Annotated in this window: 29 protein-coding genes and 1 pseudogene; 20 read left to right on the forward strand and 10 right to left on the reverse strand. The window is 65.2% G+C overall.

What is annotated here, in order from left to right; all coding sequences use genetic code 11:
* Nucleotides 1-72: 72 nt before the first annotated feature.
* Nucleotides 73-1,137 (reverse strand): MBL fold metallo-hydrolase, encoded by a 1,065-nt coding sequence (locus tag ACE10W_RS41290; RefSeq protein WP_304549640.1) that lies wholly within the window; start codon nt 1,135-1,137, stop codon nt 73-75.
* Between the two features lie 392 nt (nt 1,138-1,529).
* On the opposite strand from ACE10W_RS41290, the gene ffh reads away from it, so the two are divergent.
* The 3 genes from ffh (at nt 1,530) to rimM (ending at nt 4,026) form a co-directional block, all read left to right on the forward strand.
* Complete coding sequence (gene ffh / locus ACE10W_RS41295) at nt 1,530-3,077, forward strand: signal recognition particle protein (protein ID WP_028174885.1); 1,548 nt, start codon at nt 1,530-1,532, stop codon at nt 3,075-3,077.
* A gap of 85 nt (nt 3,078-3,162) precedes the next feature.
* The gene (gene rpsP, locus ACE10W_RS41300; protein ID WP_011083313.1) at nt 3,163-3,495 is read left to right on the forward strand and encodes a 30S ribosomal protein S16; all 333 of its coding nucleotides are present in this window, start codon (nt 3,163-3,165) and stop codon (nt 3,493-3,495) included.
* Nucleotides 3,496-3,504: 9 nt separating this feature from the next.
* Nucleotides 3,505-4,026, forward strand: coding sequence for a ribosome maturation factor RimM (gene rimM / locus ACE10W_RS41305; RefSeq protein ID WP_304549641.1), 522 nt, complete (start codon nt 3,505-3,507; stop codon nt 4,024-4,026).
* A gap of 6 nt (nt 4,027-4,032) precedes the next feature.
* On the opposite strand, the gene ACE10W_RS41310 is transcribed toward rimM, so the two are convergent.
* The gene (locus ACE10W_RS41310; protein ID WP_038965078.1) at nt 4,033-4,944 is read right to left on the reverse strand and encodes a LysR substrate-binding domain-containing protein; all 912 of its coding nucleotides are present in this window, start codon (nt 4,942-4,944) and stop codon (nt 4,033-4,035) included.
* 124 nt (nt 4,945-5,068) lie between these two features.
* Between ACE10W_RS41310 and ACE10W_RS41315 the strand changes: the two genes are divergently transcribed.
* The 5 genes from ACE10W_RS41315 (at nt 5,069) to ACE10W_RS41335 (ending at nt 9,638) form a co-directional block, all read left to right on the forward strand.
* Nucleotides 5,069-6,292, forward strand: a complete 1,224-nt coding sequence (locus tag ACE10W_RS41315; RefSeq protein WP_304549642.1) for an MFS transporter — start codon at nt 5,069-5,071, stop codon at nt 6,290-6,292.
* Between the two features lie 48 nt (nt 6,293-6,340).
* A complete protein-coding gene (trmD, locus tag ACE10W_RS41320) occupies nt 6,341-7,108 on the forward strand; it encodes a tRNA (guanosine(37)-N1)-methyltransferase TrmD (protein WP_011083317.1) in 768 nt (255 codons plus the stop codon).
* Nucleotides 7,109-7,218: 110 nt separating this feature from the next.
* The gene (gene rplS / locus ACE10W_RS41325) at nt 7,219-7,599 is read left to right on the forward strand and encodes a 50S ribosomal protein L19 (protein ID WP_011083318.1); all 381 of its coding nucleotides are present in this window, start codon (nt 7,219-7,221) and stop codon (nt 7,597-7,599) included.
* A 328-nt stretch (nt 7,600-7,927) separates the two neighbouring features.
* Nucleotides 7,928-9,334, forward strand: coding sequence for a 3-isopropylmalate dehydratase large subunit (leuC, locus tag ACE10W_RS41330; protein ID WP_304549643.1), 1,407 nt, complete (start codon nt 7,928-7,930; stop codon nt 9,332-9,334).
* Between the two features lie 94 nt (nt 9,335-9,428).
* Complete coding sequence (locus ACE10W_RS41335) at nt 9,429-9,638, forward strand: hypothetical protein (RefSeq protein ID WP_028174890.1); 210 nt, start codon at nt 9,429-9,431, stop codon at nt 9,636-9,638.
* Between the two features lie 128 nt (nt 9,639-9,766).
* Here ACE10W_RS41335 and ACE10W_RS41340 read toward each other — a convergent pair whose 3' ends face one another.
* A complete protein-coding gene (locus tag ACE10W_RS41340) occupies nt 9,767-10,300 on the reverse strand; it encodes a hypothetical protein (RefSeq protein WP_304549644.1) in 534 nt (177 codons plus the stop codon).
* 186 nt (nt 10,301-10,486) lie between these two features.
* Between ACE10W_RS41340 and ACE10W_RS41345 the strand changes: the two genes are divergently transcribed.
* Nucleotides 10,487-10,786, forward strand: coding sequence for a DUF1330 domain-containing protein (locus ACE10W_RS41345; RefSeq protein ID WP_038965080.1), 300 nt, complete (start codon nt 10,487-10,489; stop codon nt 10,784-10,786).
* A gap of 4 nt (nt 10,787-10,790) precedes the next feature.
* Here the strand turns inward: ACE10W_RS41345 and ACE10W_RS41350 are convergent, their stop codons facing one another.
* Nucleotides 10,791-11,072, reverse strand: a complete 282-nt coding sequence (locus tag ACE10W_RS41350; protein WP_304549645.1) for a hypothetical protein — start codon at nt 11,070-11,072, stop codon at nt 10,791-10,793.
* Between the two features lie 226 nt (nt 11,073-11,298).
* Between ACE10W_RS41350 and ACE10W_RS41355 the strand changes: the two genes are divergently transcribed.
* Nucleotides 11,299-11,508 carry a hypothetical protein gene (locus tag ACE10W_RS41355; protein WP_304549646.1) on the forward strand — a complete coding sequence of 70 codons (210 nt, stop codon included), beginning with the start codon at nt 11,299-11,301 and terminating at the stop codon, nt 11,506-11,508.
* 8 nt (nt 11,509-11,516) lie between these two features.
* Here the strand turns inward: ACE10W_RS41355 and ACE10W_RS41360 are convergent, their stop codons facing one another.
* Nucleotides 11,517-11,807: a hypothetical protein gene (locus ACE10W_RS41360; RefSeq protein WP_304549647.1), complete on the reverse strand. Its 291-nt coding sequence runs from the start codon at nt 11,805-11,807 to the stop codon at nt 11,517-11,519.
* A 162-nt stretch (nt 11,808-11,969) separates the two neighbouring features.
* Between ACE10W_RS41360 and ACE10W_RS41365 the strand changes: the two genes are divergently transcribed.
* Both ACE10W_RS41365 and ACE10W_RS41370 read left to right on the forward strand, forming a co-directional pair.
* Nucleotides 11,970-12,368, forward strand: a complete 399-nt coding sequence (locus ACE10W_RS41365; protein ID WP_304549648.1) for a metallopeptidase family protein — start codon at nt 11,970-11,972, stop codon at nt 12,366-12,368.
* 62 nt (nt 12,369-12,430) lie between these two features.
* Nucleotides 12,431-12,625 carry a hypothetical protein gene (locus tag ACE10W_RS41370; protein ID WP_039186418.1) on the forward strand — a complete coding sequence of 65 codons (195 nt, stop codon included), beginning with the start codon at nt 12,431-12,433 and terminating at the stop codon, nt 12,623-12,625.
* On the opposite strand, the gene ACE10W_RS41375 is transcribed toward ACE10W_RS41370, so the two are convergent.
* Complete coding sequence (locus ACE10W_RS41375) at nt 12,617-13,411, reverse strand: helix-turn-helix transcriptional regulator (protein WP_304549649.1); 795 nt, start codon at nt 13,409-13,411, stop codon at nt 12,617-12,619. The two genes, ACE10W_RS41370 and ACE10W_RS41375, sit on opposite strands and share 9 nt — an antisense overlap.
* A 101-nt stretch (nt 13,412-13,512) precedes the next feature.
* Between ACE10W_RS41375 and ACE10W_RS41380 the strand changes: the two are divergent.
* The 4 genes and pseudogenes from ACE10W_RS41380 (at nt 13,513) to ACE10W_RS41395 (ending at nt 16,297) form a co-directional block, all read left to right on the forward strand.
* Nucleotides 13,513-14,081, forward strand: a pseudogene (locus ACE10W_RS41380) (pyridoxamine 5'-phosphate oxidase family protein).
* An 86-nt stretch (nt 14,082-14,167) separates the two neighbouring features.
* Complete coding sequence (gene leuD, locus ACE10W_RS41385; protein ID WP_011083326.1) at nt 14,168-14,773, forward strand: 3-isopropylmalate dehydratase small subunit; 606 nt, start codon at nt 14,168-14,170, stop codon at nt 14,771-14,773.
* Nucleotides 14,774-14,851: 78 nt separating this feature from the next.
* Nucleotides 14,852-15,637: a hypothetical protein gene (locus ACE10W_RS41390; protein ID WP_304549650.1), complete on the forward strand. Its 786-nt coding sequence runs from the start codon at nt 14,852-14,854 to the stop codon at nt 15,635-15,637.
* Nucleotides 15,638-15,877: 240 nt separating this feature from the next.
* Nucleotides 15,878-16,297 (forward strand): hypothetical protein, encoded by a 420-nt coding sequence (locus ACE10W_RS41395; protein WP_304549651.1) that lies wholly within the window; start codon nt 15,878-15,880, stop codon nt 16,295-16,297.
* Nucleotides 16,298-16,346: 49 nt separating this feature from the next.
* Here the strand turns inward: ACE10W_RS41395 and ACE10W_RS41400 are convergent, their stop codons facing one another.
* Both ACE10W_RS41400 and ACE10W_RS41405 read right to left on the reverse strand, forming a co-directional pair.
* The gene (locus ACE10W_RS41400; RefSeq protein ID WP_304549652.1) at nt 16,347-18,062 is read right to left on the reverse strand and encodes a caspase family protein; all 1,716 of its coding nucleotides are present in this window, start codon (nt 18,060-18,062) and stop codon (nt 16,347-16,349) included.
* Nucleotides 18,063-18,129: 67 nt separating this feature from the next.
* Entirely contained in the window at nt 18,130-19,011 is an 882-nt protein-coding gene (locus ACE10W_RS41405; protein WP_028174903.1) for a CoA ester lyase, read from the reverse strand.
* Between the two features lie 111 nt (nt 19,012-19,122).
* Between ACE10W_RS41405 and ACE10W_RS41410 the strand changes: the two genes are divergently transcribed.
* The gene (locus tag ACE10W_RS41410; protein WP_060909692.1) at nt 19,123-19,767 is read left to right on the forward strand and encodes a carbonic anhydrase; all 645 of its coding nucleotides are present in this window, start codon (nt 19,123-19,125) and stop codon (nt 19,765-19,767) included.
* Nucleotides 19,768-20,006: 239 nt separating this feature from the next.
* On the opposite strand, the gene ACE10W_RS41415 is transcribed toward ACE10W_RS41410, so the two are convergent.
* Nucleotides 20,007-21,041, reverse strand: coding sequence for an aspartate-semialdehyde dehydrogenase (locus ACE10W_RS41415; protein WP_011083332.1), 1,035 nt, complete (start codon nt 21,039-21,041; stop codon nt 20,007-20,009).
* Between the two features lie 116 nt (nt 21,042-21,157).
* On the opposite strand from ACE10W_RS41415, the gene ACE10W_RS41420 reads away from it, so the two are divergent.
* Both ACE10W_RS41420 and ACE10W_RS41425 read left to right on the forward strand, forming a co-directional pair.
* Complete coding sequence (locus ACE10W_RS41420; RefSeq protein ID WP_304549654.1) at nt 21,158-21,937, forward strand: hypothetical protein; 780 nt, start codon at nt 21,158-21,160, stop codon at nt 21,935-21,937.
* 156 nt (nt 21,938-22,093) lie between these two features.
* Nucleotides 22,094-22,480, forward strand: coding sequence for a hypothetical protein (locus tag ACE10W_RS41425; RefSeq protein ID WP_028174905.1), 387 nt, complete (start codon nt 22,094-22,096; stop codon nt 22,478-22,480).
* Between the two features lie 120 nt (nt 22,481-22,600).
* Here the strand turns inward: ACE10W_RS41425 and leuB are convergent, their stop codons facing one another.
* Nucleotides 22,601-23,713, reverse strand: coding sequence for a 3-isopropylmalate dehydrogenase (gene leuB, locus ACE10W_RS41430; RefSeq protein WP_011083334.1), 1,113 nt, complete (start codon nt 23,711-23,713; stop codon nt 22,601-22,603).
* A 240-nt stretch (nt 23,714-23,953) separates the two neighbouring features.
* On the opposite strand from leuB, the gene ACE10W_RS41435 reads away from it, so the two are divergent.
* A complete protein-coding gene (locus ACE10W_RS41435) occupies nt 23,954-25,156 on the forward strand; it encodes a YbfB/YjiJ family MFS transporter (protein ID WP_304549656.1) in 1,203 nt (400 codons plus the stop codon).
* The last annotated feature ends 34 nt before the right edge of the window (nt 25,157-25,190 follow it).

Below are 25,190 nucleotides of genomic sequence, written 5' to 3' on the forward strand. Positions count from 1 at the left end.
TGGGTATGGGTCCCGGGCTCGCGACTTCGTCGCGCCCCGGGACGACGAGCTGTATGGGTGGCGACAGCGGAGCTAAATCTCCACCACCTGCCCCGGCTTCATCGCAACGAACCGCTGCTGCGGAATCTGCGCGGCATCCAGCGCCTCGACCAGCGCTTTCGCAGGTGCGTCGATCGCCTCGTCCGTCAGCTGGAAAGTGCCGTGATGATGCCCGAGCGCGTCCTGCGCGCCGCAATCGAGCAGCGCCTTCACGGCATCTTCCGGATTCATGTGCTGGTCGCGCATGAACCAGCGCGGCTCGTAGGCGCCGATCGGGAGGATCGCCAGGCGTAACGGCCCGTGCTTCTCCGCGACGCGGCGGAAATGTCTGCCATCGCCATAGCCGGAATCGCAGACGACGTAGATTTTCCCGGCCGGCGTCTCCAACACAAAACTCGCCCACAGCGCCTTGTTGCGATCGAACAGGCCGCGCGCCGTCCAGTGCCTCGTCGGGACCAGATGCACCGCGATGCCGCCGCCGAGCTCGACGCGGTCGTGCCAGTCGAACGCCTCGGCCTTGATCGACGAGTCGGTGCTGCGCATCGTCACGTCATTGCCGAGCGGCGTGACCACCCGCGGAGCAAAATTCTTGGCGAGGCGCGACAGCGTCGCGATGTCGAGATGATCGTAGTGCCCGTGCGAGACCAGCACGACGTCGATCTTCGGCAGCTTCTCGAAGGCGATGCCGGGATCGTTGTGCCGCTTCGGGCCGGCAAAGCCGACGGGCGACACCCGCGAGGACCAGACGGGATCAACGAGGATGTTGAGGCCGCCGGCCTGGATCAGCCAGCTGGCGTGACCGACGAAGGAGAGCCGCGCCTTGCCGCCGTCGACGCGCTCCGGCGGGGTGTCGGCATGGGGGCTCGGAGCCCAATCCGGCCAGGTCGCCCGCTGCCGCTTGCCGCTGAACTGCCAGCGCAGCACCTCGCGAAGCGGTTTCGGCGGCGCGCCGTCGGGATCGAAGAAGTGCAGGCCGTTGAAATGGTCGGAGGCGGGACCGTCATAGGTCTTCATGCTAGATATCCAGAGGGAGGGGACGCCGACCAGCGCACCGGCTCCGGCAAGCAGTCCGAAAAGGCGGCGGCGGGCGACCGGCACCGGCACGATTCTAGGGATGGTCGGGACGGCAAGACATCACCGCCTATATGGGCGGGGCCGCCAGAAAAGGAACCCATCGCCAAAAGAGTCATAATTTCAGAGCCTTGCCCCACCAGGGGCGTTCCGGCGCCCTATCTTTCCTTGACTTTTTGGCGGGAGCGGCGTTTAACCCCGCCACTTTCTCGGAAAGGCTTTCTTTTCGACCCGCCGACTGGCCCTGGAGGCCAGAGGTCAACGCCCGACAGCGCTATGCGCCCTCGGGCGCAAAGGTGTTTGGAAGATCGCTTCCTGGCTGCAGGCCACGGACCGAGAACTGGTCATCCCCCGCGAAGGCGGGGCATGACAGAGGTGAATGCGGCAACCCTGCGCAAGCAGGACAAGGGACAACGGCATTGTTCGACAATCTGTCGGAACGGCTTGGCGGCATCCTCGATCGTCTGACGGGGCGCGGGGCGCTGACCGAAAAGGACGTCGACGCCGCGATGCGCGAGGTGCGCCGCGCGCTGCTGGAGGCCGACGTTGCGCTCGAAGTCGTGCGCAGCTTCACCGAACGCGTCCGCGAGCAGGCGATCGGCGCCACCGTCGTCAAGTCGGTGACCCCCGGCCAGATGGTGGTCAAGATCGTCCATGACGAGCTGATCAACACGCTCGGCGCCGAAGGCCAAACCATCGACATCAATTCCGTGCCGCCGGTGCCGATCATGATGGTCGGCCTGCAGGGCTCCGGTAAAACCACCACCACCGCGAAGCTCGCCCGCCGCATGGTCCAGCGCGACAAGCGCAAGGTGCTGATGGCCTCGCTCGACGTCTATCGCCCGGCGGCGATGGAGCAGCTGGCCGTGCTCGGCCGCGATCTCGACATTCCGACCCTGCCGATCGTGGCGGGACAGCAGCCGGCGCAGATCGCAAAGCGCGCGCTGGAAGCCGGCAAGCTCGGCGGCTACGACGTCGTACTGCTCGACACCGCCGGCCGCACCACGCTCGACGAAGACATGATGGCGGAAGCCGCAGCCATCAAGGCTGCCGCGAATCCGCATGAAGTGCTGCTGGTCGCGGACTCGCTCACCGGCCAGGACGCCGTCAATCTTGCCCGCGCCTTCGACGAGCGCGTCGGCCTCACCGGCATCGTGCTGACCCGCGTGGACGGCGACGGCCGCGGCGGCGCCGCGCTGTCGATGCGTGCCGTCACCGGCAAGCCGATCAAGCTGATCGGCACCGGTGAAAAGACCGACGCGCTGGAGGACTTCCATCCCGACCGTATCGCCGGCCGCATCCTCGGCATGGGCGACGTGGTGTCGCTGGTCGAACGTGCCGCCGCCAACATCGACGCCGAAAAGGCCGCGCGCACCGCCGAGCGCATGCGCAAGGGTCAGTTCGACCTCAACGACATGCGCGAGCAGCTGTCGCAGATGGCCAATATGGGCGGCATCAGCGGCCTGATGGGCATGATGCCCGGCATCTCCAAGATGAAGAACCAGATCGCGGCCGCCGGGATCGACGACAAGATCTTGAAGCGCCAGGTCGCGATCATCGATTCCATGACGCGCGACGAGCGCCGTCATCCCGACCTGCTCAAGGCCAGCCGCAAGAAGCGCATCGCCGCAGGCAGCGGCCAGAGCGTCGAGCACGTCAACAAGCTGCTCAAGATGCACCGGAACATGGCCGACGTGATGAAGGCCATGGGCTCGGGCAAGCGCGGCCCGCTCGCTGGCATCGCCCAGGCGATGGGCTTTGGCGGCGGCATGAAGATGCCTTCGCCCGAAGAGATGAAGGCGATGCAGGAGAAGATGCAAAGCGGCGGCGGACAAGGCCTGCCGAATTTGCCGAAGGATTTGCCGCCCGGTCTTCGCACCGGCCTGCCGAACCTTCCTGGACTGACCGGGCTGAGCGGCAAGCCGACGCTGCCGGGCCTCGGCGGTTTCCCGGGCAAGAAGAAATGAGGAATTCGTCGCACGGGATCGCATCGGTCTCGCGCAACGCGGAATACCAATCAACCGAACAAAACGTACTTTGAAGGAGAACTGAATGTCCGTCGTTATCCGCCTCGCCCGCGCAGGCACCAAGAAGCGTCCCGTCTATCACGTCGTCGTCGCCGACTCGCGCTTTCCGCGCGATGGCCGCTTCATCGAGCGTCTCGGCTACTTCAACCCGCTGCTGCCGAAGGACAACGAGGCGCGCCTCAAGCTCGACATGGAGAAGGTGAAGGCCTGGGTCGCCAAGGGCGCGCAGCCGTCGGACCGCGTGTCGCGTTTCCTCGACGCCGCCGGCGTCAAGAAGCGCGAAGCGCGCAACAACCCGCAGAAGGCCGTGCCGCGCAAGGAGCGCAAGGCGCAGGCCGAAGCTGCCGCGAAGGGTTAAGGCCAGACCATGTCGGCGCTGGTCTGCGTCGCGCGGATCGGCGCCGCGCATGGTGTGCGCGGTGCGGTCAAATTGTGGACCTTCACCGAAGATCCCTTCGCCATCAAGCGCTACGGTCCGCTTCTGTCCAAGGACGGCAAGCGCCAGTTCGAGGTCGCGCAAGCGCGCGAGGCGAAGGATCATCTGGTCGCGACGTTCAAGGGCGTCACGACCCGCGATGAGGCCGAGCGCCTCAACGGCATCGAGCTCTACGTCGCGCGCGAAAAGCTGCCCGCGACCGACGAGGACGAATATTACCACACCGACCTGATCGGACTCGCCGCCGTCACCACGGACGGCGAGCCGCTCGGCCGCGTGCTCGCGATCCACAATTTCGGCGCCGGCGACATCATCGAGATCGCGCCGCCGAAGGGCACGTCCCTGCTGCTGCCGTTCTCCAACGCGGTGGTGCCGGAGGTCGATGTCGCCGGCGGCCGCGTCGTGGTCGCCCTGCCGCAGGAGATCGCGAGCGATGAGGCTGAAGAGCGCTAACCGCGCTCAGACTGTCTGGCGGCCCTGCTGCTCGAGCCAGTCGCAGAACACCGCGCGATGCGGATCGTCGTCGCGCCCTTCGGGAAAGTAAGCAAAATAGCTGCGGGCCGGCAGGCTGATGTTCGGAAACGGCGTCACCAGACGGCCGGCCGCGAGATCGTCGGCGATCAGTGCCGTCGGTCCCATGGCGACGCCGAGGCCGTCGAGCGCCGCCTGAAGCGTCAGATAGAAATGATCGAAGGTCAGCGACGCCGCGCCCTCCAGCGCGGACTCGCCTGCATCGGTCAGCCAGTCGCGCCACAGCCGCGGCATCGAGGTGACGTGCAGCAGCGTATGCCGGCTGAGATCCGCAACCTCGGTCAGCGGCAGCTTCGCGAGCAGAGCGGGACTGCACACCGGCAGCCGCTGCTCCGACAACAGGAAGCGCGACGCAAAGCCGTGAAAGGTGTCGGGGCCGCCGCGGATCACCACGTCGAACAGCTCGGGCAAGGCATCCACGGGATCGTTCGACGTCGACAGCCGCACCTCGATATCGGGATGCTCGGCACGAAACCTTGTCATGCGCGGCAACAGCCAGCGCAGGCTGAATGTCGCTAGCGCGTTGACGCGCAGCACCGCGGCCGGCGCCTCGCCGCGACGCTTGCGATGCTGCTGCACGGCGGCCGAGACCCGATCGAGCGCGGGCGCGAACTCCGCGAGCAGCGCGGCGCCAGCCGGCGTCAGCACCACCCGCCGCACGGATCGCCGGAACAGCGCCGGCGGCCCGAGCCAGGTCTCGAGCAGGCGGATCTGCTGGCTGACCGCGCCATGGGTCACGCCAAGCTCGCCGGCCGCCTCCTTGAAGCTGCCAAGCCGGGCCGCCGCCTCGAAGGCACGGACAGCGTTCAGGGGCGGCAGGCTGCGGCGAGGAACGAACATGGCCATACAATAGAATTTCTAGCGCATGATCCGATTATTACTGGTTTGTGACGGATTCTTGAAGGCCGCATAGTGGAGGCCAAGGCACTTACATAGCTTCGTCTTTCGACTGCTTTGTTAGATCGTGGCAATTCTCCCCTCAGGTTTTCTATCGCAATCGCAAACGGCCCCTCCCGGCGAGGAGACGCTGAGCAAGCCGCGCCGCACCCTGGCGGCGACCGGCATCAACCACGCCCTGCACGATGGCTACACCGACCTGATCTATGTGCTGCTGCCGGTCTGGCAGGCCGAATTCGCGCTCAGCTACGGGCTACTGGCGGTGATGCGCGGGCTCTATTCCGGCGCCATGGCCGGGCTGCAAATCCCGGTCGGCCGCCTCGCCGAGCGGATCGACGGCAAGATCCTGCTCGCGCTCGGCACGCTGCTCGCCGCGCTCGGCTATGTCCTGGCCGGACTGTCCGGCGGCGTCATGGGACTGGGCCTTGCGCTCCTCATATCCGGCGCGGGTTCGAGCACGCAGCATCCGCTCGCCTCGGCCGCAGTGTCGCGCGCCTATGGCAACGCGGCGCGCGGACCGCTCGGCATCTATAATTTCAGCGGCGATCTCGGCAAGGCGGCACTCCCGGCCCTGACCGCGGTGCTGCTGGTGATCATGTCGTGGCGGCACGCGCTGCTTCTGGTCGCACTGATGGGCCTAGTCGTTGCGCTCTGCCTCGCGGTGCTGATGCCGGCTGTCGGCAAGGGGTTTGCGCACAAATCAGCGGTCACGACGCAAGGCACGCATGCCGGCCGCGGCGGCTTCTCCTGGCTGCTCGCGATCGGGATTCTCGACAGTGCGGTGCGGATGGGCTTCCTCACCTTCCTGCCGTTCCTGCTGCGCGACAAGGGCGCCTCGCTGCCGACGAGCGGCTTTGCGCTGGCGATGGTCTTCATCGGCGGCGCCGCCGGCAAATTCACCTGCGGCTGGCTCGGCGAACGCGTCGGCACGATCCGCACCGTGCTTCTCACCGAGGGCGGCACCGCCGCGCTGATCCTCGCGGTGCTCGCATTGCCGCTGATCCCGGCGATCATCGTGCTGCCGCTGCTCGGCGTGATGCTCAACGGCACGTCCTCGGTTCTCTACGGCACGGTCCCCGAGCTCACATCGCCCCATCGCACCGAGCGCGCCTTCGCGCTGTTCTACACCGGCACGATCGGATCGGGCGCCATCGCGCCGGTGCTCTACGGCCTGCTCGGCGACGCCGTCGGTCCGACGCTGGCAACCGCGGCGACGGCCGTCACGGCGCTTGCGATCTGCCCGCTCGCGCTGGTGCTGGCATCGCATCTGCCGAATGACCGGCGAGCCTGAGGAATCCGAGGCCTCGACCTGTCGGCCGCAATGCCCTAACCAGCGGCGATGACGACTTCCTCACCCTGGCGCGCGACGGTGCTGACGCTGTTTCCGGAGATGTTTCCGGGGCCGCTCGGCGTGAGCCTGGCCGGCCGCGCGCTGGCCTCCGGGCTCTGGCAGCTCGAGGCGCGGGATATTCGCGCTTCGGCAACCGACCGCCACCGCAGCGTGGACGACACCCCGGCCGGCGGCGGTCCGGGCATGGTGCTGCGGGCGGATGTTCTGGCGGCCGCCATCGACGCGGCGGAGATCGGCCAAGGTTCTTCAAAGGAACGCCCCCGCCTGCTGATGAGCCCGCGGGGTCGGCCATTGACCCAGGCTCGCGTCGTGGAGCTCGCCCGGGGCCCCGGCCCCCTGATCGTCTGCGGGCGGTTCGAGGGGATCGACCAGCGGGTGATCGACGGGCGGGGCCTGGAGGAGGTCTCGATCGGCGATTACGTGCTCTCCGGGGGCGAAATCGCGGCCCTGGCGCTGATTGACGCCTGCGTCCGGCTGCTGCCGGGCGTGATGGGCAAGGAAGCCTCGGGAACCGAGGAAAGCTTCTCCGACGGCCTGCTCGAATACCCCCAATATACCCGCCCGCAGCTGTTCGAAGGGGTTCCGATCCCCGAGATCCTGACCTCCGGCGACCACGCCAAGGTCGCGGCCTGGCGGCGGGCCGAAGCCGAGGCTCTGACGGCGGCCCGGCGGCCCGATTTATGGGCCCAGATCCCGGTCAAGGCTCCGAATCGGGCCGGTCGCCAAAAAACGCCAAAAAACAAGACAGACGGGTGACAAACGCTCCGGCTTGCCTTATAGCAGCGGCCAAATCCGCAATGGCTGGATAGACGAATTTTGCGCAGCCCCCGTTTGAAAAGGCTGGGCGCGCCGATGGAGATTTACCCATGAACCTGATCAAGCAGCTCGAACAAGAGCAATTCGACAAGCTGTCCGCCGGCAAGGACATTCCGGAATTCGGTCCCGGCGACACCGTGATCGTCAACGTGAAGGTCGTCGAAGGCGACCGCACCCGCGTGCAGGCCTATGAAGGCGTCTGCATCGGCCGTTCCGGCGGTGGCCTCAACGAGAGCTTCACCGTGCGCAAGATTTCGTACGGCGAGGGCGTCGAGCGCGTGTTCCCGGTGATGTCGCCGATGATCGACTCGATCAAGGTCGTGCGCCGCGGCAAGGTGCGTCGCGCCAAGCTCTATTACCTCCGCAACCTTCGCGGCAAGTCGGCCCGCATCGTCGAGAAGCAGGACCGCCAGGCTGCCGTCGGCGAGTAAAGCTCCGCCCACCAGGCAAGTTTCGAAGAGCGCGGGGCCGAACGCCCCGCGCTTTTTTGTTGCGTCAGCCGTGCGCGTCAAAGCCCTCGCGCTTCCAAATCTCCCTGCTATATATTCTTGGAATGTTTCCAGATCTGACCAGTCTCGCCCCCGTCAAGCACATCGTCATCGACGATCGCTCGCGGCTGCCTGGCCGGTTCTTCGGACGCTTCGCGACCTCGGCAACGTCAGAGCTTACGCGCGCAGCCTAAAAGCTGCGCCGACGATTTTGTTGCCCGCGCGCCATCCGCGCATATCCGCTGACACAACATTCCCGGAGCTCAAGCTCATGTCCAAGCCGACCACCCTGTACGACAAGATCTGGAACGACCATCTGGTGCACGAAGCCGACGACGGCACCTGCCTGCTCTATATCGACCGCCATCTGGTGCACGAGGTGACCTCGCCGCAGGCGTTCGAAGGCCTGCGCGCGACCGGACGCAAGGTCCACGCGCCCGAGAAGACGCTCGCCGTCGTCGACCACAACGTGCCGACCACCGACCGCACCAAGCCGAATCCGGATCCGGAGAGCATCGAGCAGATCAAGGCGCTGGCCGACAATGCCAGGGAATTCGGCATCGAATATTACAACGAGTTCGACAAGCGCCAGGGCATCGTCCACGTCATCGGCCCCGAGCAGGGCTTCACTCTGCCCGGCACCACCATCGTCTGCGGTGACAGCCACACCTCGACGCATGGCGCGTTCGGCGCGCTCGCGCACGGCATCGGCACCTCTGAGGTCGAGCACGTACTGGCGACGCAGACGCTGATCCAGAAGAAGGCCAAGAACATGCGCGTCACCGTCGACGGCAAATTGCCTGACGGCGTGACCGGCAAGGACATCATCCTCGCCATCATCGGCGAGATCGGCACCGCGGGCGGCACCGGCTACGTGCTGGAATACGCCGGCGACGCGATCCGCGCGCTCAGCATGGAAGGCCGCATGACGGTCTGCAACATGTCGATCGAAGGCGGCGCCCGCGCCGGCCTCGTCGCGCCCGACCAGAAAGCCTACGACTTCCTGCGTGACCGCCCCAAGGCGCCGAAGGGCGCGGCCTGGGACGCGGCGATGCGCTATTGGGAGAAGCTGCGCTCCGACGACGGCGCGCATTTCGACCACGAGCTGCGCCTCGACGCTGCAAAGCTGCCGCCGATCGTGACCTGGGGCACCTCGCCGGAGGACGTCATCTCGGTGACCGGCATCGTCCCCGACCCCGACAAGATCGCGGACGAGGCCAAGCGTCTCTCCAAGCACCGCGCCTTGAAGTACATGGGCCTGACGGCGGGGACGAAGATCACCGACATCAAGCTCGATCGCGTCTTCATCGGCTCCTGCACCAACGGCCGCATCGAGGATCTGCGCGCCGCCGCCAAGATCGCGGAAGGCAAGCAGGTCTCCGCCAGCGTCAACGCCATGGTGGTGCCGGGCTCCGGCATCGTGAAGGAGCAGGCCGAGGCCGAGGGTCTGGACAAGATCTTCATCAAGGCCGGCTTCGAATGGCGCGAGCCGGGCTGCTCGATGTGCCTTGCCATGAACCCGGACAAGCTGAAGCCGGAAGAGCGCTGCGCCTCGACCTCGAACCGCAATTTCGAGGGCCGCCAGGGCTTCAAGGGCCGCACGCATCTGGTGTCGCCGGCGATGGCGGCGGCAGCTGCGATCGCGGGTCACTTCGTCGACGTCAGGGAGTGGCGCTAAGCCGCTCCCCGCAATTTGAGCTAAAGCGGCAAACCGCCGTTAATCGCCAGCGCCGACACTGCGTCCTCGCGACGACTTCGCGAGGACACGCCTGATGGCCAACAAGCCTGAATATGTCGATCTGATCAGCGAGGCGACCCGCCAGCACCGGCGGCGCGCGACACCCTTGCGCATCGTCGCCAAGCCGGAGGTCGAGGAGACCTCAAAGCTCAGCCGCTGGCCGCCGGCGATGTTCAAGCAGTGGAAGCTCGAGAACCTGATGCGGTGGAAAGCTTCGTCGTGGAAGCTGAAGGATTGGCTCTGAATCAAAGAGCGCCACTATCCGCAGTCATTCCGGGGCGCCCATAGGGCGAACCCGGAATCTCGAGATTCCGGGTCTGGCGCTGACGCGCCATCCCGGAATGACGGCGCTAATTTCAGGCGTTACTCACATCACCAATAGCGGTACGGATAGTGCCAGCGATGCCAATGGTGCCAGCGGCAGATGCGGCGCGGGCCGTAATAGGTCCAGATGATCCGGCAGCGGCGCGGATAGTGGTAGTAGGGATAGTAGCCGCCGTAATAATAGCGCCGGTGGAAGTGGCGATAGCCGTAGTGCGGGCGATAGATTCCGTAGCGATGATAGCCGCCATAGTGGTGGATTCCGCCGTAGCGAATGCTGCCGCCGTGAAAGGCCGGCGCGGCACGGAAGCCGCCGCCATGGAAGCCGCCAAAATGTCCTCCGCCACCGCGGAAGCCACCGCCGCCGCCGTGAAAATGTCCGCCACCACCATGTCCGCCGCCGCCGTGGCGAACCTGCGTAACGAGGTCGTCGCTTGCGGCCTTCGCTGCCGGCAACGCCGCCGGATTGATTGGAGTCATCGCCTCGGCGCGGCGCGCCGTCCCAGCCGACAGCATCAGCGTGGCAACGGCCGCCAGCCCGAGCAAGCGTATCGAGCCTGTCCCAACACCCAGAATCCTCAGCATCGAATTCTCCTGAACCTGGACAGCGGCATTGCGGCGCAGCGCCTCGCGCCACCGCTGCTCATTTGGCTGTTCATTCGCGGTCGCTCCCAAGATTAAATTAGGGACAGCGACGTGAACGCGTCATGAATGAACGATGTTGCGGGCAACGCGCCACGGCGCAGTGCCGCGATGGGAGGAATTCTTGCAATGACTGTCTACGCGATCGCGCAATTGAAGATGACGGACCGCGCGGCCTATGACCGCTACCAGGCGCGGTTCTTCGATGTGTTCAGGAAGTACAGCGGGCGGCTTCTCGCCGCCGACGAACAGCCCCGCGTGCTCGAAGGCACCTGGCCCTATGACAAACTTGTCATGATGTCGTTTCCCGACGAAGCCGCGTTTGTTGCCTTCTCCAACTCAGCCGACTACGAGGACATCTCGCGCGATCGCAAGGCGGGCGCGCAGGCGACCGTGCTGCTGGTGAAGGGATTTGCGCCTGCCGGCTAGCGCGTCACCACCACGGTCCGAAACCGAGCACGAAGGGAGCGGGCACACCGTAGGGATAGGGACGGTAGTAGACAGGCCGCGCGTAGTAGCGCGGATCACGGGACGCAGAGTGCCGCGCAATGTCGTCATGTCGCGCCTGTCGTCGCGCATCAAAAACTGCGATCCCCGCCGAGGCATCCGGCTTCGTCATTCTCTGCACCGCGGAAGCGCGAGGCATGGCGGCGGCGAGCCCAACGATAACGGCCAATGCAATCCATCGCGTCATGACGACCTCCGCGCCCAGCATGCGGGCTTCGTTCTTGCGGTGCACGCGCTGACCAGGCGTTACGACACAAGGATTAGGGCCGGACCCTAGAGCCTTGAGACTGAATAGGCTATGGATGAACGCGCCCCGGACATGAATGCAGAGGGCGCGACAAGTTCCTGAGTCCCGGCGCAACATTTCAGGCGCTGCCAAAACCGGCCGTCAGCGACGAACGTATCTTCTGGTCGAGCGAATGCAGGAGATGGTCATGCCGAATTCCAGCGGATTGCGGATATCTCGCCTCGTGATCGCAGCGAGCCTTGCACTCGGTGCGAGCTCGGCGATTGCCGCGCAGGGACCGGGCGTCGATGCCGGCGCGGCAAGCCCGCTGACTCAGCTCGTGATGACGATCCTGGTCTATGGCGCGTCCGCAGCTGTCGTCGGCGCCGGCCTGATCGGCGCGCTCCGCGGGCATTGAAGGGGGCGTCAGCCTCGGCGCCAGTAGCAGCTCATATGCGGCACGATCACCGTGCCGCCGGGCCGGTATTCCTGCACATAGGTCGCGTTGCACTCGCGGACCGCATCGGGACCGGGATTGTAGCGCGGATAGACGCCGTCCGGGCTGTAATAGGGCGTGACACGCAGGCGCGCCGGAGGGCGCCTGCGTGGCGGCGGCGCGTCGGGCGAGACGGCCTGGGCCAGTCGGATTTCAGGGGCGGCCGTCTGCGTCTGGGCATTGGCTCCGCCGCCGACAAAAAAAGTCGAAAACAACCCCATGCACAGTAGAACCGGTACCGCTGTTCCCGCCCGCATCACATCACCACTGACCTGAGCCAACCCCTTGATGCGCCGTACGCTCCTCGTTTTCGCGCGCGGCGTCAACGCCCCGATCCTATAAAGCGGGATGCATCGCTACGGAACCCGCGCTATGAGGGTCTCATGTGGACGGAATTGAAAGCGCCCTCGCTGGCCGAGATGGAAGCGATGGCCCATGACGTGTTCGAGCGCCTGCCGGCGGAGTTTCGCGGGCTGTGCGAGGGCGTGATCATCCGCGTCGACGACTTCCCAACCGAGGAGGTCCTGGACGAGATGGAATGCGAGAGCGAGTTCGACCTGCTCGGCCTGTTCCAGGGCGTCGGCCTGCCCCAGCAGAGTTTTGGCGACGTGGCGCGGCTGCCCAACATGGTCTGGCTCTACCGCCGGCCGATCCTGGACTACTGGGCCGAGCACGACGAGAGCCTCGGCCATATCGTCCGCCACGTCCTGATCCACGAAATCGGCCACCATTTTGGTCTTTCGGACGACGATATGGCGGCAATCGAGGCTCAGGCGGAGTAGGACGCGGGTTTATCAAGGCCCGGCGCAGCGACAAGCAGGCAATGTCTCAAAAGGGAGGGCACATGGCCAAACCACCTCTTAGGCTGGCACCGGACTTAGAGTGGTCCGATATGGTGGCAGGCTATGCCGTTGAGGAATTGATCGCCGGGCAGCTAGTCACTCGGGAGCAAGCAGACTTTGCTCAGCGGATCATCGCGCAGCAGATTCACATTTTTCTCGTATCAGGCTCTCGCCCAACTGACGAAACTTCAAACTGAGATACGACCGACAAGCATCGTCAGTCGATAGTCGGACCAGCCCGCGAGCGACAGCGACACCTGCTGATAGTGCAGCAGCCCCATGGTCGGATGAGCGAACGCACGCTCGCCGCCTTCGCGTGCCAAAACCCCCTGCGTCTCCCAGCAGCGTTCGAAGTCGGCGCTTCCAACTCGCAATTCCTCGACGAGCCGGCGAATGTCCGGATCGTCGGAATAGGCTGTGACGGCGGCGCGGAATTCCGCGACGACGCGTTGCGCGCGCGAGGTCCAGTCGAGGATCAATGTTCGCGCCTCGGGCCTGAGGAAGATGTAGCGCAGCAGATTTTTTTCACCGTCAGCGTCGAGCCATCCGGCAAACAGAACCGACGCTTTCGCATTCCAACGACGCGCGCCCCATGTGCGATCGAGAATGTAGGCCGGACCGTCGATCGCATCGACGCAGGCCAGCACCTCCTCCGGCGGATCGTCGCTGTGGCCGGGACGCTCGGGATCGCGCCTGCCCCCAACTTCGAACAGATAGCTGCGCTCGGCGCGTGACAGGCGCAATCCGCGCGCGAGGCGCGCAAGTGTCGACGCCGAGACGGAGACATCGCGACCCTGCTCAATCCACGTGTACCAGGTGACGCTCAATCCGCAGAGCTGAGCGACCTCCTCGCGCCGGAGGCCGGGCGTGCGCCGCCGTGCTCCGGTGGCGAGGCCGAATTCTGCCGGAGACTGGCGCTCCCGGAGCGCGCGCAGGAACGCGCTGAGCGAAAGAGCTGGAGCGATCGGGTCTGGTCCTTTCATGGTGGTTTTTATACCAGCATAAATAATATTCTTAAACGGGTATAAAAAGCATGCTTAGCTCTTTTCCGGTGGCGGCGTTGCTGCGGAAAGGACCAGCGGGCATGGGCAGGCAATTCACTGGGATCGAACCCGAGCACAGGGCTTTCATCGAACGGCAGAAGATATTCTTCGTCGCGAGCGCCCCGCCAAAGGGGCGCATCAACGTGTCTCCCAAGGGCCTGTCGTCGTTCCGGGTGCTGGGAGAGAGCGACGTTGCCTATCTCGACTGCACCGGCAGCGGCAGCGAGACCCGCGCGCACCTGAGCGCCTCCGAGGACAAGCGGCTGACCATCATGTTTTGCGCCTTCGACGGCCCCCCGATGATCCTGCGGCTCTATGGCGAGGGTCGATCGCTCATGCGCGGCACGCCGGAATATTCCGATCTCGTTTCGGAGTTCGAGGACATCGCCGGGGCGCGCCAGATCGTCCGCCTCTCAGTGACCTGGTGCAGACGTCGTGCGGCATGGGCGTGCCCCTGTTCGACTACAAGCAGGAACGCGGCAGCCTGATCCGCTACTGGACGGCGCAGGGCGTCAGCAACTTACGAAAATACTGGGGCCTGAAGAACATGAAGAGCATCGACGGCCTGCCGACCGGCTTTGTCCCCGACAGCATGGCTCCGCCAGTCTGACAGACCAAGATTGCCGAATCCGGCCTAGGATTCGTGCGGCAACCGGGCTAAATAGCCCTCCCCTGACGACAAACCGGGAAGCCAAGATGGACAAGTTCACCACGCTGGAAGGCGTCGCGGCGCCGCTGAAGATCATCAATGTCGACACCGACATGATCATTCCGAAGCAGTACCTCAAGACCATCAAGCGCACCGGCCTTGGCAAGGGGCTCTTCTCCGAGCAGCGCTACAAGGACGACGGCAGCGAGAACCCTGATTTCGTCCTCAACCAGCCCGCCTATCGCAACACCAAGGTGCTGGTCGCCGGCGACAATTTCGGCTGCGGCTCGAGCCGCGAGCACGCGCCGTGGGCGCTGCTCGACTTCGGCATCCGCTGCGTGATCTCGACCTCGTTCGGCGACATCTTCTACAACAACTGCTTCAAGAACGGCATCCTGCCGATCCGCGTGTCGCAGGAAGACCTCGACAAGCTGTTCGACGACGCCGAGCGTGGCGCCAACGCGACGCTGACGATCGACCTGCCGAACCAGGAGATCCGCGGCCCTGACGGCGGCAAGGTCAAGTTCGAGATCGACCCGTTCCGCAAGCACTGCCTGATTAACGGCCTCGACGACATCGGTCTCACGATGGAGAAGAAGGCCTCGATCGACACCTACGAGGACAAGCTCAAGCGCGAACGCGCCTGGGCGTGATCTCGACATCCGGTTCAAGCCCCGGTGCGACAAGCGCCGGGGCTTTTTCTTTGCCCTGCTTATCACTATAGCTCGCGCATGCTGCCCGACATCGTCACCTTCTGGCACGGCCCGATGGACGCCCTGCGCCAGACCTGTCTGCGCTCGCAGCTTGCGGCCGGCCACAAGGTCACGGTCTACAGTTTCGACACCATTCCCGGCCTGCCGGCAGGCATCGAGAATGCCGAGGCCGAAGCGATCCTCCCGCACGCATTCTCAGAGCGCTTGCGGCCGCCGCAGCCGGACGGCAGCTGGCGCGACTGGACCACGCTTCAGTTCAGCGATTTCTTCCGCATGAAGCTGATGGCGAAGGGCCTCGGCCTCTGGCTCGATGCCGACGTATTGCTCTTGAAGCCCGTCGTGATCGACCCGGCAAAGCCCTATTTCGCCTGGGAGCGGCCGCGCCAGCTCGGCAATTCCGTGATCTATCTGCCGGCGGAGCACGGCATCGTCGCCGCCTTCGAGGAATTGATGGAGCAGGAAGAGCTGACGCCGAACTGGCTGTCGGTGCGCCATCGCATCACCTTCATGATGCGCCGCCTGCGCGGCAGCTCGAACCGCCTCTCCGATATTCGCGTTGCGATCTTCGGGCCGGCCGCGCTGACCGCGCTCGCGCGCCGCACGGGTGAATTGCAGAACGCGCTGCCGAAGCAGTCGTTCTACGCCGTGCATGCCGAGCCAAAATTGTTCTTCGATCCCTCGAGCTATCTCGGCCTCGTCACCAACCCCGAGATCATCGGCCTGCACATCTCGCCCAAGGGACGCGGTAGCGAAAAACCGATCCCGGGCAGCCTGTATGCCTGGGCGACGGAGCGGTTCGGCTAGCTGTCGCAGGAAGTGCGCTCCCTCTCCCGCTTGCGGGAAAAGGTGGGGAAGAGGGTGTCTCCGCAGGCGAGCCCCCCAAGAGGAGAAAGCCCTCACCCGGCGCTTCGCGCCGACCTCTCCCGCAAGCGGGAGAGGTTGACCACCTCGCAGCCCGCTCTTCCTGTTTGATCCAGCGCAACGCGCTCCTGCATCATTGTGCCTAATCTGATTCCAATTTCACGACCCCAAGAGGAGCCTCGCATGAGCACCGCAAGCAGGCCTTATCCCATCGTTCAGGATCTCATCGACTCCTTTGCGAGCTGGCTGAAGCATCGCCGCGAGATGAACGAAATGCGGCAGCTCGATCGCGCCGATTTCGACCGGATCGCGAGCGATCTCAGGATCGCGCCGGATGATCTCGAAGAGCTGGTCCGCCATGGCAAGCACGCCGCCGACGAGCTGCCGAAGATGCTGGAGCAGCTCGGCATCAGCGCGGAAGGGCTCGGACGCGCACAGCCGCTACTGCTGCGCGACATGGAGCGGGTCTGCTCGCTCTGCGGTCACAAGGGACAGTGCGACCGCGATCTCGCCGACGGCACCGCCGCGGAGAACTATCACGGTTATTGCGGCAATGCCGCGACGCTGGAATCGCTCGAGCGCGCAGACGTGGCGACGCATTGAGCGGTCGTCCGCACCGATCGATGCCCTGGCGACGGACGCGTCGCCGGCGCTAGATCACACCGGTTCGCGCGCAAGCCTCGCGCCGGGCAAATCCCTTCACGAGCTTCCTGCAGGCGCGATAACGCTCTTCCATGCTCGCGCCGCCGACGCTCGCCGGAGCGTGCGGCTCGGCAGTGCTCTCCTTTCTGACGGGATGCGGCTGCGAGGTCTTTTCGCTCTTGGTTGAAGGCTCGACATCCTCCGGCACCGGCACAAGCTGCCAGACCGGACGAAGCTCTATGCTCGCCGTCTCGGATGGCTTCTCCTTCCTGAAGGAAGAGAGGGCCAGAACGTTCTTCTCCATCCTGACCGTAACTGGCGTCCCGGTGATCGAGAATTTGTTGTCCGTAATGTACTCTGCGAACGATTGATACCCGGCCTCGTCTTTGACCCACGATGCCTTTGTCGGCGGCCCCCAGAGATAGTACCCCTTGGCCAATCCCGTGGCGGACACCTCGGTAACGATCAGCATGGCATAGCGTCCCTTGCCATTCGTCCACCCACGCTTGTTGGACCACACGCCAACAAATTTGGAATCGGATTTGGGCTGGACGTCGTGACCGGACGAGATCGTGAAGCTCGGCAGCTTGAGCTGCTGCGCGGCCGCGATGGCAGCAACTTTCTGGTTATCCTCGGGCGCAAAAACGTTTCGGACGACGGCTTTCGTATCTGGTCCCTGGCGCCAGCTCGCATCCGATGCCGGAGAGGCGGTGAGGGACGGCACGGCCGCCACTTCGCTGGCCTTGAGATCCTTGATCCGCTGGCGAGCCTCTGCAGCATGGCCGCTGCGCGGATATCTTGCCAGAAACTCCTCAAACAGGCCCGCCACGGTCGACGTCTGGATCGCCAGCCAAAACTTCTCGTCCTCTGCGGGAGCCGCGGCCGCCGGCGGTGATGCGGCTGGCGCCTGAGCGCTCGCGGCAGGCGCCTTCAGGTAGATCTCCTCCTTCGACAGGGAGCCGTACACGAAGGGCTGCTGTTCGCGTTTGGTCGCCGCCATCACGTCGTCGCGGACCCGGCGAAACAGAAACGATATCTCGAGGCCCGGTGTTTCAATGTGGCGAAGCAACGACGCGGTAAAGGGGCTGTTCCGGCCATCGCCGTCACTCGCCGTGGTGCCGTCGCGGGCGGCGTAGGCAATCAGAACATTGTCGGAGGGCTCAGTCGGCGCGAGCCCACGAGCTACGGCCCGGGTGGCGATCGACCGCTTCATCTTCGCTGCGAACGGATTGTTGCGGCACGCGTCGAGAATGACTAGGCCCAGCTTCCGGGCCTTCGAGACCTGAAGGCTCACGGAGCGCAGGCTGATGGCCTCGCTCTCGATGTCGGTGTCGCTGTGCAGCTCTGCGCTAACCGGAATCAGCCAGTTCTCGCCGCTGACCTCCATGCCGTGCCCCGCGTAGAACACCACGGCGAGATCGGCTCCCTCGGCAGCCCGGCCGAACTCGACGACGGCCTTCCTCATCTCTTGCGCGTTGGCGTTCTTGACCTGAGTAATCTTGAAATCGAGACGCTCGAGGGCGCGGCCGATGTCGGCCGCATCGCGCGTCGGGTTCGGCAACTCAGGCACTTTCTCATAGGCGCCGTTGCCGATGACGAGCGCAACCCGGGCCTGCTGTGCAAGCGCTGGCGAGACGAAGGAGAGTGACGAGGCGAGGAGGACGGCGACCCAAAAAATGCGCATCAAATACTTGCCCGGATCAAATATCGGGCGCGAGCGTAGCATTGTCCGTCACCACCGCAACGGGAAAAGCTGCGGTCGCTTAGGGACGACTTGAATGCGACCGGGTCGCTCAGCCCTTGCTCATCGCGGCGATCGCGTCCGCGATCTCGATGGTACGCTTGGCCATGTCGGCGTGGAGCCGCTCGACCATCGCACCGTCGAGGCGGATCGCGCCGCGCGAGACGTTCTCGGGCAATTCGAACGCCGCGATGATTTTTCGCGCGCGCGCGACTTCTTCTTCCGGCGGCGTGAAGATCGCGTTGCAGGCTTCGATCTGCGAGGGGTGGATCAGCGTCTTGCCGTCGAAGCCGAGGTCGCGGCCCTGCGCGCATTCGGTGGCGAAACCGTCGGAATTGTTGATGTCGCTGTAGGGGCCGTCGAGGATTTCGAGGCCGTGGGCGCGCGTCGCCAGGATGCAGTGGGTGATCATCGGGATCATCGCGGCGCGGCCGGGCAGCATCTTGATGCGCGTCTCGCGCGAGATGTCGTTCGGGCCGAACACGAAACCGGAGAGGCGGCTCGTTGGATTGCGCCCGGCGGCGGCCAGCTCCTCGGCATGGAGCACGGCGCGCGCGGTCTCGATCATGGCCCAGACCTTCACGGTCGGCGCGGCGCCGAGCTCGGCGAGGCGGCGGCCGATCGCGTCGAGATCTTCGACGCTTGAAACTTTTGGAACCAGGATGCCGTCAGGCGATGCCTTGGCCGCCATCGCGACGTCATCGGCCCACCAGGGCGTATCGAGACCGTTGGTCCGGATCAGGATCTCGCGCTTGCCGAACCCCTTGGCCGCGATCGCGGCGGCGATTCCGTCGCGTGCCGCTGCCTTAGCGTCAGGGGCGACGGAATCCTCGAGATCGAGGATCAGGCCGTCGGCGGCCAGATTCCGCGCCTTCTCCAGCGCGCGGGGGTTCGAGCCGGGCATGAACAGATGGCTGCGGCGCGGGCGGGTCATGCGAATGGTCCTTCCGGTTTCCTCGTATCTCGTCTGACCTGAGCCGATAGCATCTGGCATGCCTATTCGAAAGGCTTGTTCGCCCCTGCGGCATATGGTTAGGCATAGGCCATGGTCACATTCCCGAAGCATTTGCTGGAAGGCTACCAAGCCTTCGCCACCCAGCGGCTGCCGACCGAGCAGAGCCGCTACCGTGAACTGTCGGTGAAGGGGCAGTTCCCGGAAGTGATGGTGATCGGCTGCTGCGACAGCCGCGTCTCGCCCGAGGTGATCTTCGACGTCGGCCCGGGTGAATTGTTCGTCGTCCGCAACATCGCCAACCTGGTGCCGGTGTATCAGCCCGACGGCAACGCGCACGGCGTCTCGGCCGCGCTCGAATATGCCGTGACGGTGCTGAAGGTGAAGCACATCGTGGTGCTCGGGCACGCGCAATGCGGCGGCATCCGCGCCTTCGTCGACAAGATCGAGCCGCTCACCCCCGGCGACTTCATCGGCAAATGGATGCAGATGTTCATCAAGCCCGGCGAAGTGGTCGAGCAGCGCGACCACGAATCGATGGCGCAATTCGTCGAGCGCATCGAAAAGGCCGCGGTGTTCCGCAGCCTGGAAAACCTGATGACCTTCCCGTTCGTGCAGAAGGCGGTCGATGCCGGCCAGATGCAGACCCACGGCGCCTATTTCGGCGTCGCCGAGGGATCGCTGTTCGTGCTGGACAAGGTCGCGAAGGAATTCCGCAGCGTCAAGGACGCGGCGTAGTCGATCTCGTAAACTGGCGCATCAAACGAGATCGTCGTCTCGGACAAGCGGAGCTCTTGGCAACGCGCAGCGTTGTCCAGAGCGGAGCGCCGATCCGGGACCCATAGCCACAGGAAGTTGTTTGGCGAAGACTCGTTGTTGCCAGCTCGCGCAACAATGCGGGCCGGTGGTTATGGGTCCCGGATCTGCGCGCGCTTTTGGCGCGCTTGTCCGGGACGACGAGAGGCGTGGGCGAAGGCTTACGCCGCCTTCTTCTTCGCGCTGATCAGCTTGCGGTTGATCAGCACTTCGGCGATCTGGATCGCGTTGAGCGCGGCGCCCTTGCGCAAATTGTCGGACACGCACCACAGCACGAGGCCGTTCTCCACCGTCGCGTCCTCGCGGATGCGGCTGATATAGGTCGCGTCCTCGCCGGCGGCTTCATACGGCGTGGCGTAGCCGCCGGGCTCATGCTTGTCGATGACGAGGCAGCCCGGCGCTGTGCGCAGGATGTTGCGCGCTTCGTCGGCGCTGATCGGGTTCTCGAACTCGATGTTGACGGCCTCGGAGTGGCCGACGAAGACAGGCACGCGCACGCAGGTCGCGGAGAGCTTGATCTTGGGATCAAGAATCTTCTTGGTCTCCATCATCATCTTCCACTCTTCCTTGGTGTAGCCGTCCTCCATGAAGACGTCGATCTGGGGAATGATGTTGAAGGCGATGCGCGCGGGAAACTTCTTATTGACGATCTCGCTGTTGGTGTAGACGGCCTTGGTCTGCGAGAACAATTCGTCCATCGCATCCTTGCCGGCGCCCGACACCGATTGATAGGTGGAGACCACGACGCGCTTGATTGTCGCCTTGTCGTGCAGCGGCTTCAGCGCGACCACGAGCTGCGCCGTCGAGCAGTTCGGGTTGGCGATGATGTTCTTCGTCTTGAAGCCTGCGGCCGCATCCGCGTTCACCTCGGGCACGATCAGCGGCACGTCCGGGTCCATGCGCCAGGCCGAGGAATTGTCGATCACGACCGTGCCGGCGGCGCCGATCTTCGGCGACCATTCCTTCGACACCGAGCCGCCCGCCGACATCAGGCAGATGTCGACGTCGGAGAAGTCGTAGTGCTCGAGCGCTTTGACCTTCAGGGTGCGGTCGCCATAGGAGACCTCGACGCCGACGCTGCGGCGTGACGCGAGGGCCACGACCTCGTCCGCGGGGAATTTGCGCTCATCGAGGATGTTGAGCATTTCCCGTCCGACATTGCCGGTCGCGCCGACGACTGCGACTTTGTAACCCATCGTTCACTCTCCGATGAAAAAGCCCGTTCCCGAAGCTGACGCTTAAACAGGAAGAGCAGCGCTTCTATGCGAGAACCGGCCTCAAGACAACGTTGGACCATGCCCGAAGGCCGTGGATGCAGTCGCCTGAGGCCAGCACGGCCGCAACTCCCACCCAGATCCATCTGGCGCTCGCCAATTTCGCCGACGAGGTCGTCGGCACGCTGGCGCGCCTGTTCGCCTATGTGGGGACGCTGGTGCTGTTTGCCATCCTGGGCCTTGCGGCCTTGGGTCAGCTCCCGAGCCTGCGCGACGACGATCCGGCGCTGAAGCCGGGCTGGAGCGTGGCCGACCACTCGCATCCGGCCTTCGCCATCAGCCGGCTAAATTCATCAGATAAAACAGCCACTTATACCATCATACGACATCCCGAAGGTGGCCGCCGGGACGTGATGCGCTGGACTGGCGAGGCAGACCGGCCCGTCGCCGAGCTCGATATTTACCGGGAAGGCGGCGAATTCGACGTGGCGCGCCCGGCCACAGCAGACCTGGCCGTCCAGATGGGACTTGGTGCGGCCGCCCCGATCGAGCAGGCCGGCCTGATCGACACGAAATTCGGCCCGGTCGCCCTGTTCCGGCCGACCGGCACGGCGCAGGCGTGCCTTGGCTATCTCAAGCGCAGCGAGGAGCCGGCGCTCCAGATCTCCGGCTTCTCCTGCCAGGGCGATACGCTGCCCGCCCAGCGCGCGGCCATCGCCTGCACGCTGAACCGGCTGACGCTGCTCACCTCGGGCAACGAGCCGAAGCTGGCGGAATTGTTCGCCCGTGCCGAGCTCAAGCGCAGGGGTTGCGACCCCCAGGGCTCGCCGGACTGGCTGCTGGGCGCCGCGAACGCGCAATTGCGCGGGGCGCTTTGATCGGCATCAAGCTCAAGTGGCTGGTATTCATGCAACTTTTGCCGGCGCGCACGATTATTCCGCCCTGGTGTGACCCAATAGACCTAGTTGCGGCCACCCCGACCGGGCTAGTATGGGTCGAAATCGACTGGCGGCTTGCCGCCTGAAGGGGACGTGATGAGCTCGAAATTTTCTGCCGCGAACAAATTGGCGACGTTGCTTGCGGCGGGCGCCGCGATTGCCATGGTCTTCGCGGCACCGGCTTCGGCCGACACCAGGACCAAGCAGCGCTATGACGATCGCGGCCGGCCCGTTTACGGCCCGAGCGGCCCCAACACGGTCTATCAGCAGGGACGCACCCGCATCTATGTGAGCAAGCGCTCCTGGCTCGACGGCGGCACCGAGGTCAATCCGGGCGATCGCAAGTTCTCCGACTACGCCTTCCCGCCGGCGGTGGGCTATCCGTCCTTCGCCCGCGAGAACCTCAACCGCCCGATCGATCGCCAGCCGCTGTCCCCGCCGTCCGATGTCGGCGGCTATCCGCAGAACTTCCCGCTGTACTGAGGCGGACGCAGCAGGCACCGAATCAAATGGCCGGGCTCACGCCCGGCCATTTTTGTTTTCTCGCACCGTCATTCCGGGATGGTGCGCAAGCACCAGACGCGGAATGACGGCACTTGCCGCTTACGCGTGCAGCTTCTGCAACTCCTTCAGGATCGCTTCGCCCATCTGCGTGGTCGAGGCGGCCGTGGTGCCTTCCGACTTGATGTCGGCGGTGCGCAGGCCGCTGGCCAGCACGGCGGCGATCGCGGCATCGACCTTGTCGGCGAGCGCGCCCATGTCGAAGGAGTAGCGCAGCGCCATGCCGAACGACGAGATCATCGCGATCGGATTGGCGAGACCCTTGCCGGCGATGTCGGGCGCCGAGCCGTGCACGGGCTCGTACAGCGCCTTGCGCTTCTTGCTCTTGACGTCGACCTCGCCGAGCGAGGCCGAGGGCAGCATGCCAAGCGAGCCGGTCAGCATCGCCGCGATGTCGGACAGCATGTCGCCGAACAGATTGTCCGTGACGATGACGTCGAACTGCTTCGGCCACTTCACCAGCATCATGCCGCCGGAATCGGCGAGCTGATGCTCGAGCGTGACGTCGGGATATTCGCGCTTGTGGACCTGGGTCACGACCTCGTTCCAAAGCACGCCCGATTTCATGACGTTGCGCTTCTCCATCGACGTCACCTTGTTCTTGCGCTTCTTGGCAAGGTCGAAGGCGACGCGGGCGATGCGCTCGATCTCATAGGTGTCGTAGACCTGGGTATCGATGGCGCGCTTCTGGCCGTTGCCGAGATCGGTGATGGTCTTGGGCTCGCCGAAATAGACGCCGCCGGTGAGCTCGCGCACGATCATGATGTCGAGGCCCTCGACCGCCTCGCGCTTCAGGCTCGAGGCATCGGCCAGCGCGGGGTAGCACACCGCGGGGCGGAGATTGGCGAACAGGCCGAGATCCTTGCGCAGGCGCAGCAGGCCGGCTTCGGGACGCACCTCGTAGGGAACGGCATCCCACTTGGGACCACCGACCGCGCCGAAGATGATGGCGTCGGCGGCAAGCGCCTTGGCCATGTCGCCCTCGGAGATCGACACCTTGTGCGCGTCATAGGCGGAGCCGCCGACGAGGCCGGTGTCGGTCTCGAATTTGGCGATCCCGGCCGAATTGAGCCAGTCGATCAGCCGCTTCACCTCGCCCATCACCTCGGGGCCGATACCGTCGCCGGGGAGCAGCAGCAGTTTGTGGGTCGCCATGGTCGTTTCCTTCTCGATCCTCTCTCGTCATTCCGGGACGCGCCTCTTGGCGCGGGCGGGGAATCCATAACCACCAGCCGGGGTTATGGATTCCGGGCTCGCCCGCTTCGCGTGCGCCCCGGAATGACGGCCGGCCGGAGTGCTAGAGCGGCGTTGCGCGCTTGGCAAGACACCATTGCCGCGCCGCGGCTGTGCAAGACCGGCAGGGCCTGCCACAGTGCGGGACGCCGGAGTACCCCCTTGCACGCGCCTGACCGCCCCCCGCCCGACGCGCACCCCGCGCGGCTGATCCTGATCCTGTCGCTGGCAGCGACCGTCGGGCTCGGCATCGGCCGCTTTGCCTATGCGCTGGTGCTGCCCGACATGCGGGAGACCCTCGGCTGGTCCTACTCGGCGGCCGGTTTCATGAACACCATCAACGCCGTCGGCTACCTCGTGGGCGCACTGGTGGCGTCCAGGCTGATCCAGCGCATCGGCTGGTCGGCCGCGATCCGCGGCGGAACCCTCGCCTGCGTCGCCGCCCTCGCCACTTGCGCGCTGACGGGGAATTTCGTCGCGCTGAGCCTCGCACGCCTGGTGCTGGGCCTGGGTGCCGCAGCCGGATTCGTCGCCGGCGGCGCGCTGGCCGCTTCGATCGCGCAGTCGCAGCCCGCGCGGGCGAATTTCCTGCTCAGCCTGTTCTATGCCGGCCCCGGCATCGGCATTCTCGCCTCGGGGCTGATCGCACCGTTCACGCTCCAGCATTTCGGGCCGGGCTCGTGGTGGCTGGTGTGGTGGGCGATGACGCTGCTCTCGGCCGCGATGACCGTCCCGCTGTTCCTGGTCCGCATCGAGAGCCGCGTGCGTTTCACCGAAGGCAGCCACGCCTCGTTCGCGATTCTCCCCGTTCTGATCTATCTCGCCGGCTACTTCCTGTTCGGCGCCGGCTACATCGCCTACATGACCTTCATGATCGCCTATGTGCGCGACGGCGGTGGCGGAGCCGCGGCGCAGGCGGCGTTCTGGAGCCTGATCGGCCTCAGTGCCTTCGTCACGCCGTGGGTCTGGCGCGGCGTCCTCGCGCTCGATCGCGGCGGGCTTGCCACCGCCATCATCCTCGGCACCAACGCGCTCGGCGCAGCCTTGCCGATGCTGGGGCATTCGCCGGCGTGGCTCGCGGTCTCGGCGGTCGTGTTCGGCGTCGCCTTCTTCGCCGTGGTCGGCTCGAACACGGCCTTCGTCCGCTTCAACTATCCGCCCGAGGTATGGCCGACCGCGATCGCGGCGATGACGATCTCGTTCGGCGTCGGCCAGACGCTGGGGCCGATCGTGGTCGGCGCCATCACGGATGCGCTGGGCAGCCTGAGTTACGCGCTGAACGTCTCGGCGGCGCTGCTGGCGTTGGGCGCGGTGGCGGCGCTGTGCCAGCGGAAGGTGGGGCCGGCCCGGCAATCGGTACCGTAGGGTGGGCAAAGCGAAGCGTGCCCACGATCTCTAA

It is taken from the genome of Bradyrhizobium sp. B025 (assembly GCF_042257955.1).
Classification (GTDB): domain Bacteria; phylum Pseudomonadota; class Alphaproteobacteria; order Rhizobiales; family Xanthobacteraceae; genus Bradyrhizobium; species Bradyrhizobium diazoefficiens.

Coding starts and splice junctions, on each gene's coding strand:
- rpsP (WP_011083313.1), top strand. CDS start 3,163: ATGTCCGTCGTTATCCGCCTCGCCCGCGCAGGCACCAAGAAGCGTCCC.
- rimM (WP_304549641.1), top strand. CDS start 3,505: ATGTCGGCGCTGGTCTGCGTCGCGCGGATCGGCGCCGCGCATGGTGTG.
- ACE10W_RS41310 (WP_038965078.1), bottom strand. CDS start 4,944: ATGTTCGTTCCTCGCCGCAGCCTGCCGCCCCTGAACGCTGTCCGTGCC.
- trmD (WP_011083317.1), top strand. CDS start 6,341: ATGACGACTTCCTCACCCTGGCGCGCGACGGTGCTGACGCTGTTTCCG.
- rplS (WP_011083318.1), top strand. CDS start 7,219: ATGAACCTGATCAAGCAGCTCGAACAAGAGCAATTCGACAAGCTGTCC.
- leuC (WP_304549643.1), top strand. CDS start 7,928: ATGTCCAAGCCGACCACCCTGTACGACAAGATCTGGAACGACCATCTG.
- ACE10W_RS41335 (WP_028174890.1), top strand. CDS start 9,429: ATGGCCAACAAGCCTGAATATGTCGATCTGATCAGCGAGGCGACCCGC.
- ACE10W_RS41340 (WP_304549644.1), bottom strand. CDS start 10,300: ATGCTGAGGATTCTGGGTGTTGGGACAGGCTCGATACGCTTGCTCGGG.
- ACE10W_RS41345 (WP_038965080.1), top strand. CDS start 10,487: ATGACTGTCTACGCGATCGCGCAATTGAAGATGACGGACCGCGCGGCC.
- ACE10W_RS41350 (WP_304549645.1), bottom strand. CDS start 11,072: ATGCTGGGCGCGGAGGTCGTCATGACGCGATGGATTGCATTGGCCGTT.
- ACE10W_RS41355 (WP_304549646.1), top strand. CDS start 11,299: ATGCCGAATTCCAGCGGATTGCGGATATCTCGCCTCGTGATCGCAGCG.
- ACE10W_RS41360 (WP_304549647.1), bottom strand. CDS start 11,807: ATGGGGTTGTTTTCGACTTTTTTTGTCGGCGGCGGAGCCAATGCCCAG.
- ACE10W_RS41365 (WP_304549648.1), top strand. CDS start 11,970: ATGTGGACGGAATTGAAAGCGCCCTCGCTGGCCGAGATGGAAGCGATG.
- ACE10W_RS41370 (WP_039186418.1), top strand. CDS start 12,431: ATGGCCAAACCACCTCTTAGGCTGGCACCGGACTTAGAGTGGTCCGAT.
- ACE10W_RS41375 (WP_304549649.1), bottom strand. CDS start 13,411: ATGAAAGGACCAGACCCGATCGCTCCAGCTCTTTCGCTCAGCGCGTTC.
- leuD (WP_011083326.1), top strand. CDS start 14,168: ATGGACAAGTTCACCACGCTGGAAGGCGTCGCGGCGCCGCTGAAGATC.
- ACE10W_RS41390 (WP_304549650.1), top strand. CDS start 14,852: ATGCTGCCCGACATCGTCACCTTCTGGCACGGCCCGATGGACGCCCTG.
- ACE10W_RS41395 (WP_304549651.1), top strand. CDS start 15,878: ATGAGCACCGCAAGCAGGCCTTATCCCATCGTTCAGGATCTCATCGAC.
- ACE10W_RS41400 (WP_304549652.1), bottom strand. CDS start 18,062: ATGCTACGCTCGCGCCCGATATTTGATCCGGGCAAGTATTTGATGCGC.
- ACE10W_RS41405 (WP_028174903.1), bottom strand. CDS start 19,011: ATGACCCGCCCGCGCCGCAGCCATCTGTTCATGCCCGGCTCGAACCCC.
- ACE10W_RS41410 (WP_060909692.1), top strand. CDS start 19,123: ATGGTCACATTCCCGAAGCATTTGCTGGAAGGCTACCAAGCCTTCGCC.
- ACE10W_RS41415 (WP_011083332.1), bottom strand. CDS start 21,041: ATGGGTTACAAAGTCGCAGTCGTCGGCGCGACCGGCAATGTCGGACGG.
- ACE10W_RS41420 (WP_304549654.1), top strand. CDS start 21,158: ATGCAGTCGCCTGAGGCCAGCACGGCCGCAACTCCCACCCAGATCCAT.
- ACE10W_RS41425 (WP_028174905.1), top strand. CDS start 22,094: ATGAGCTCGAAATTTTCTGCCGCGAACAAATTGGCGACGTTGCTTGCG.
- leuB (WP_011083334.1), bottom strand. CDS start 23,713: ATGGCGACCCACAAACTGCTGCTGCTCCCCGGCGACGGTATCGGCCCC.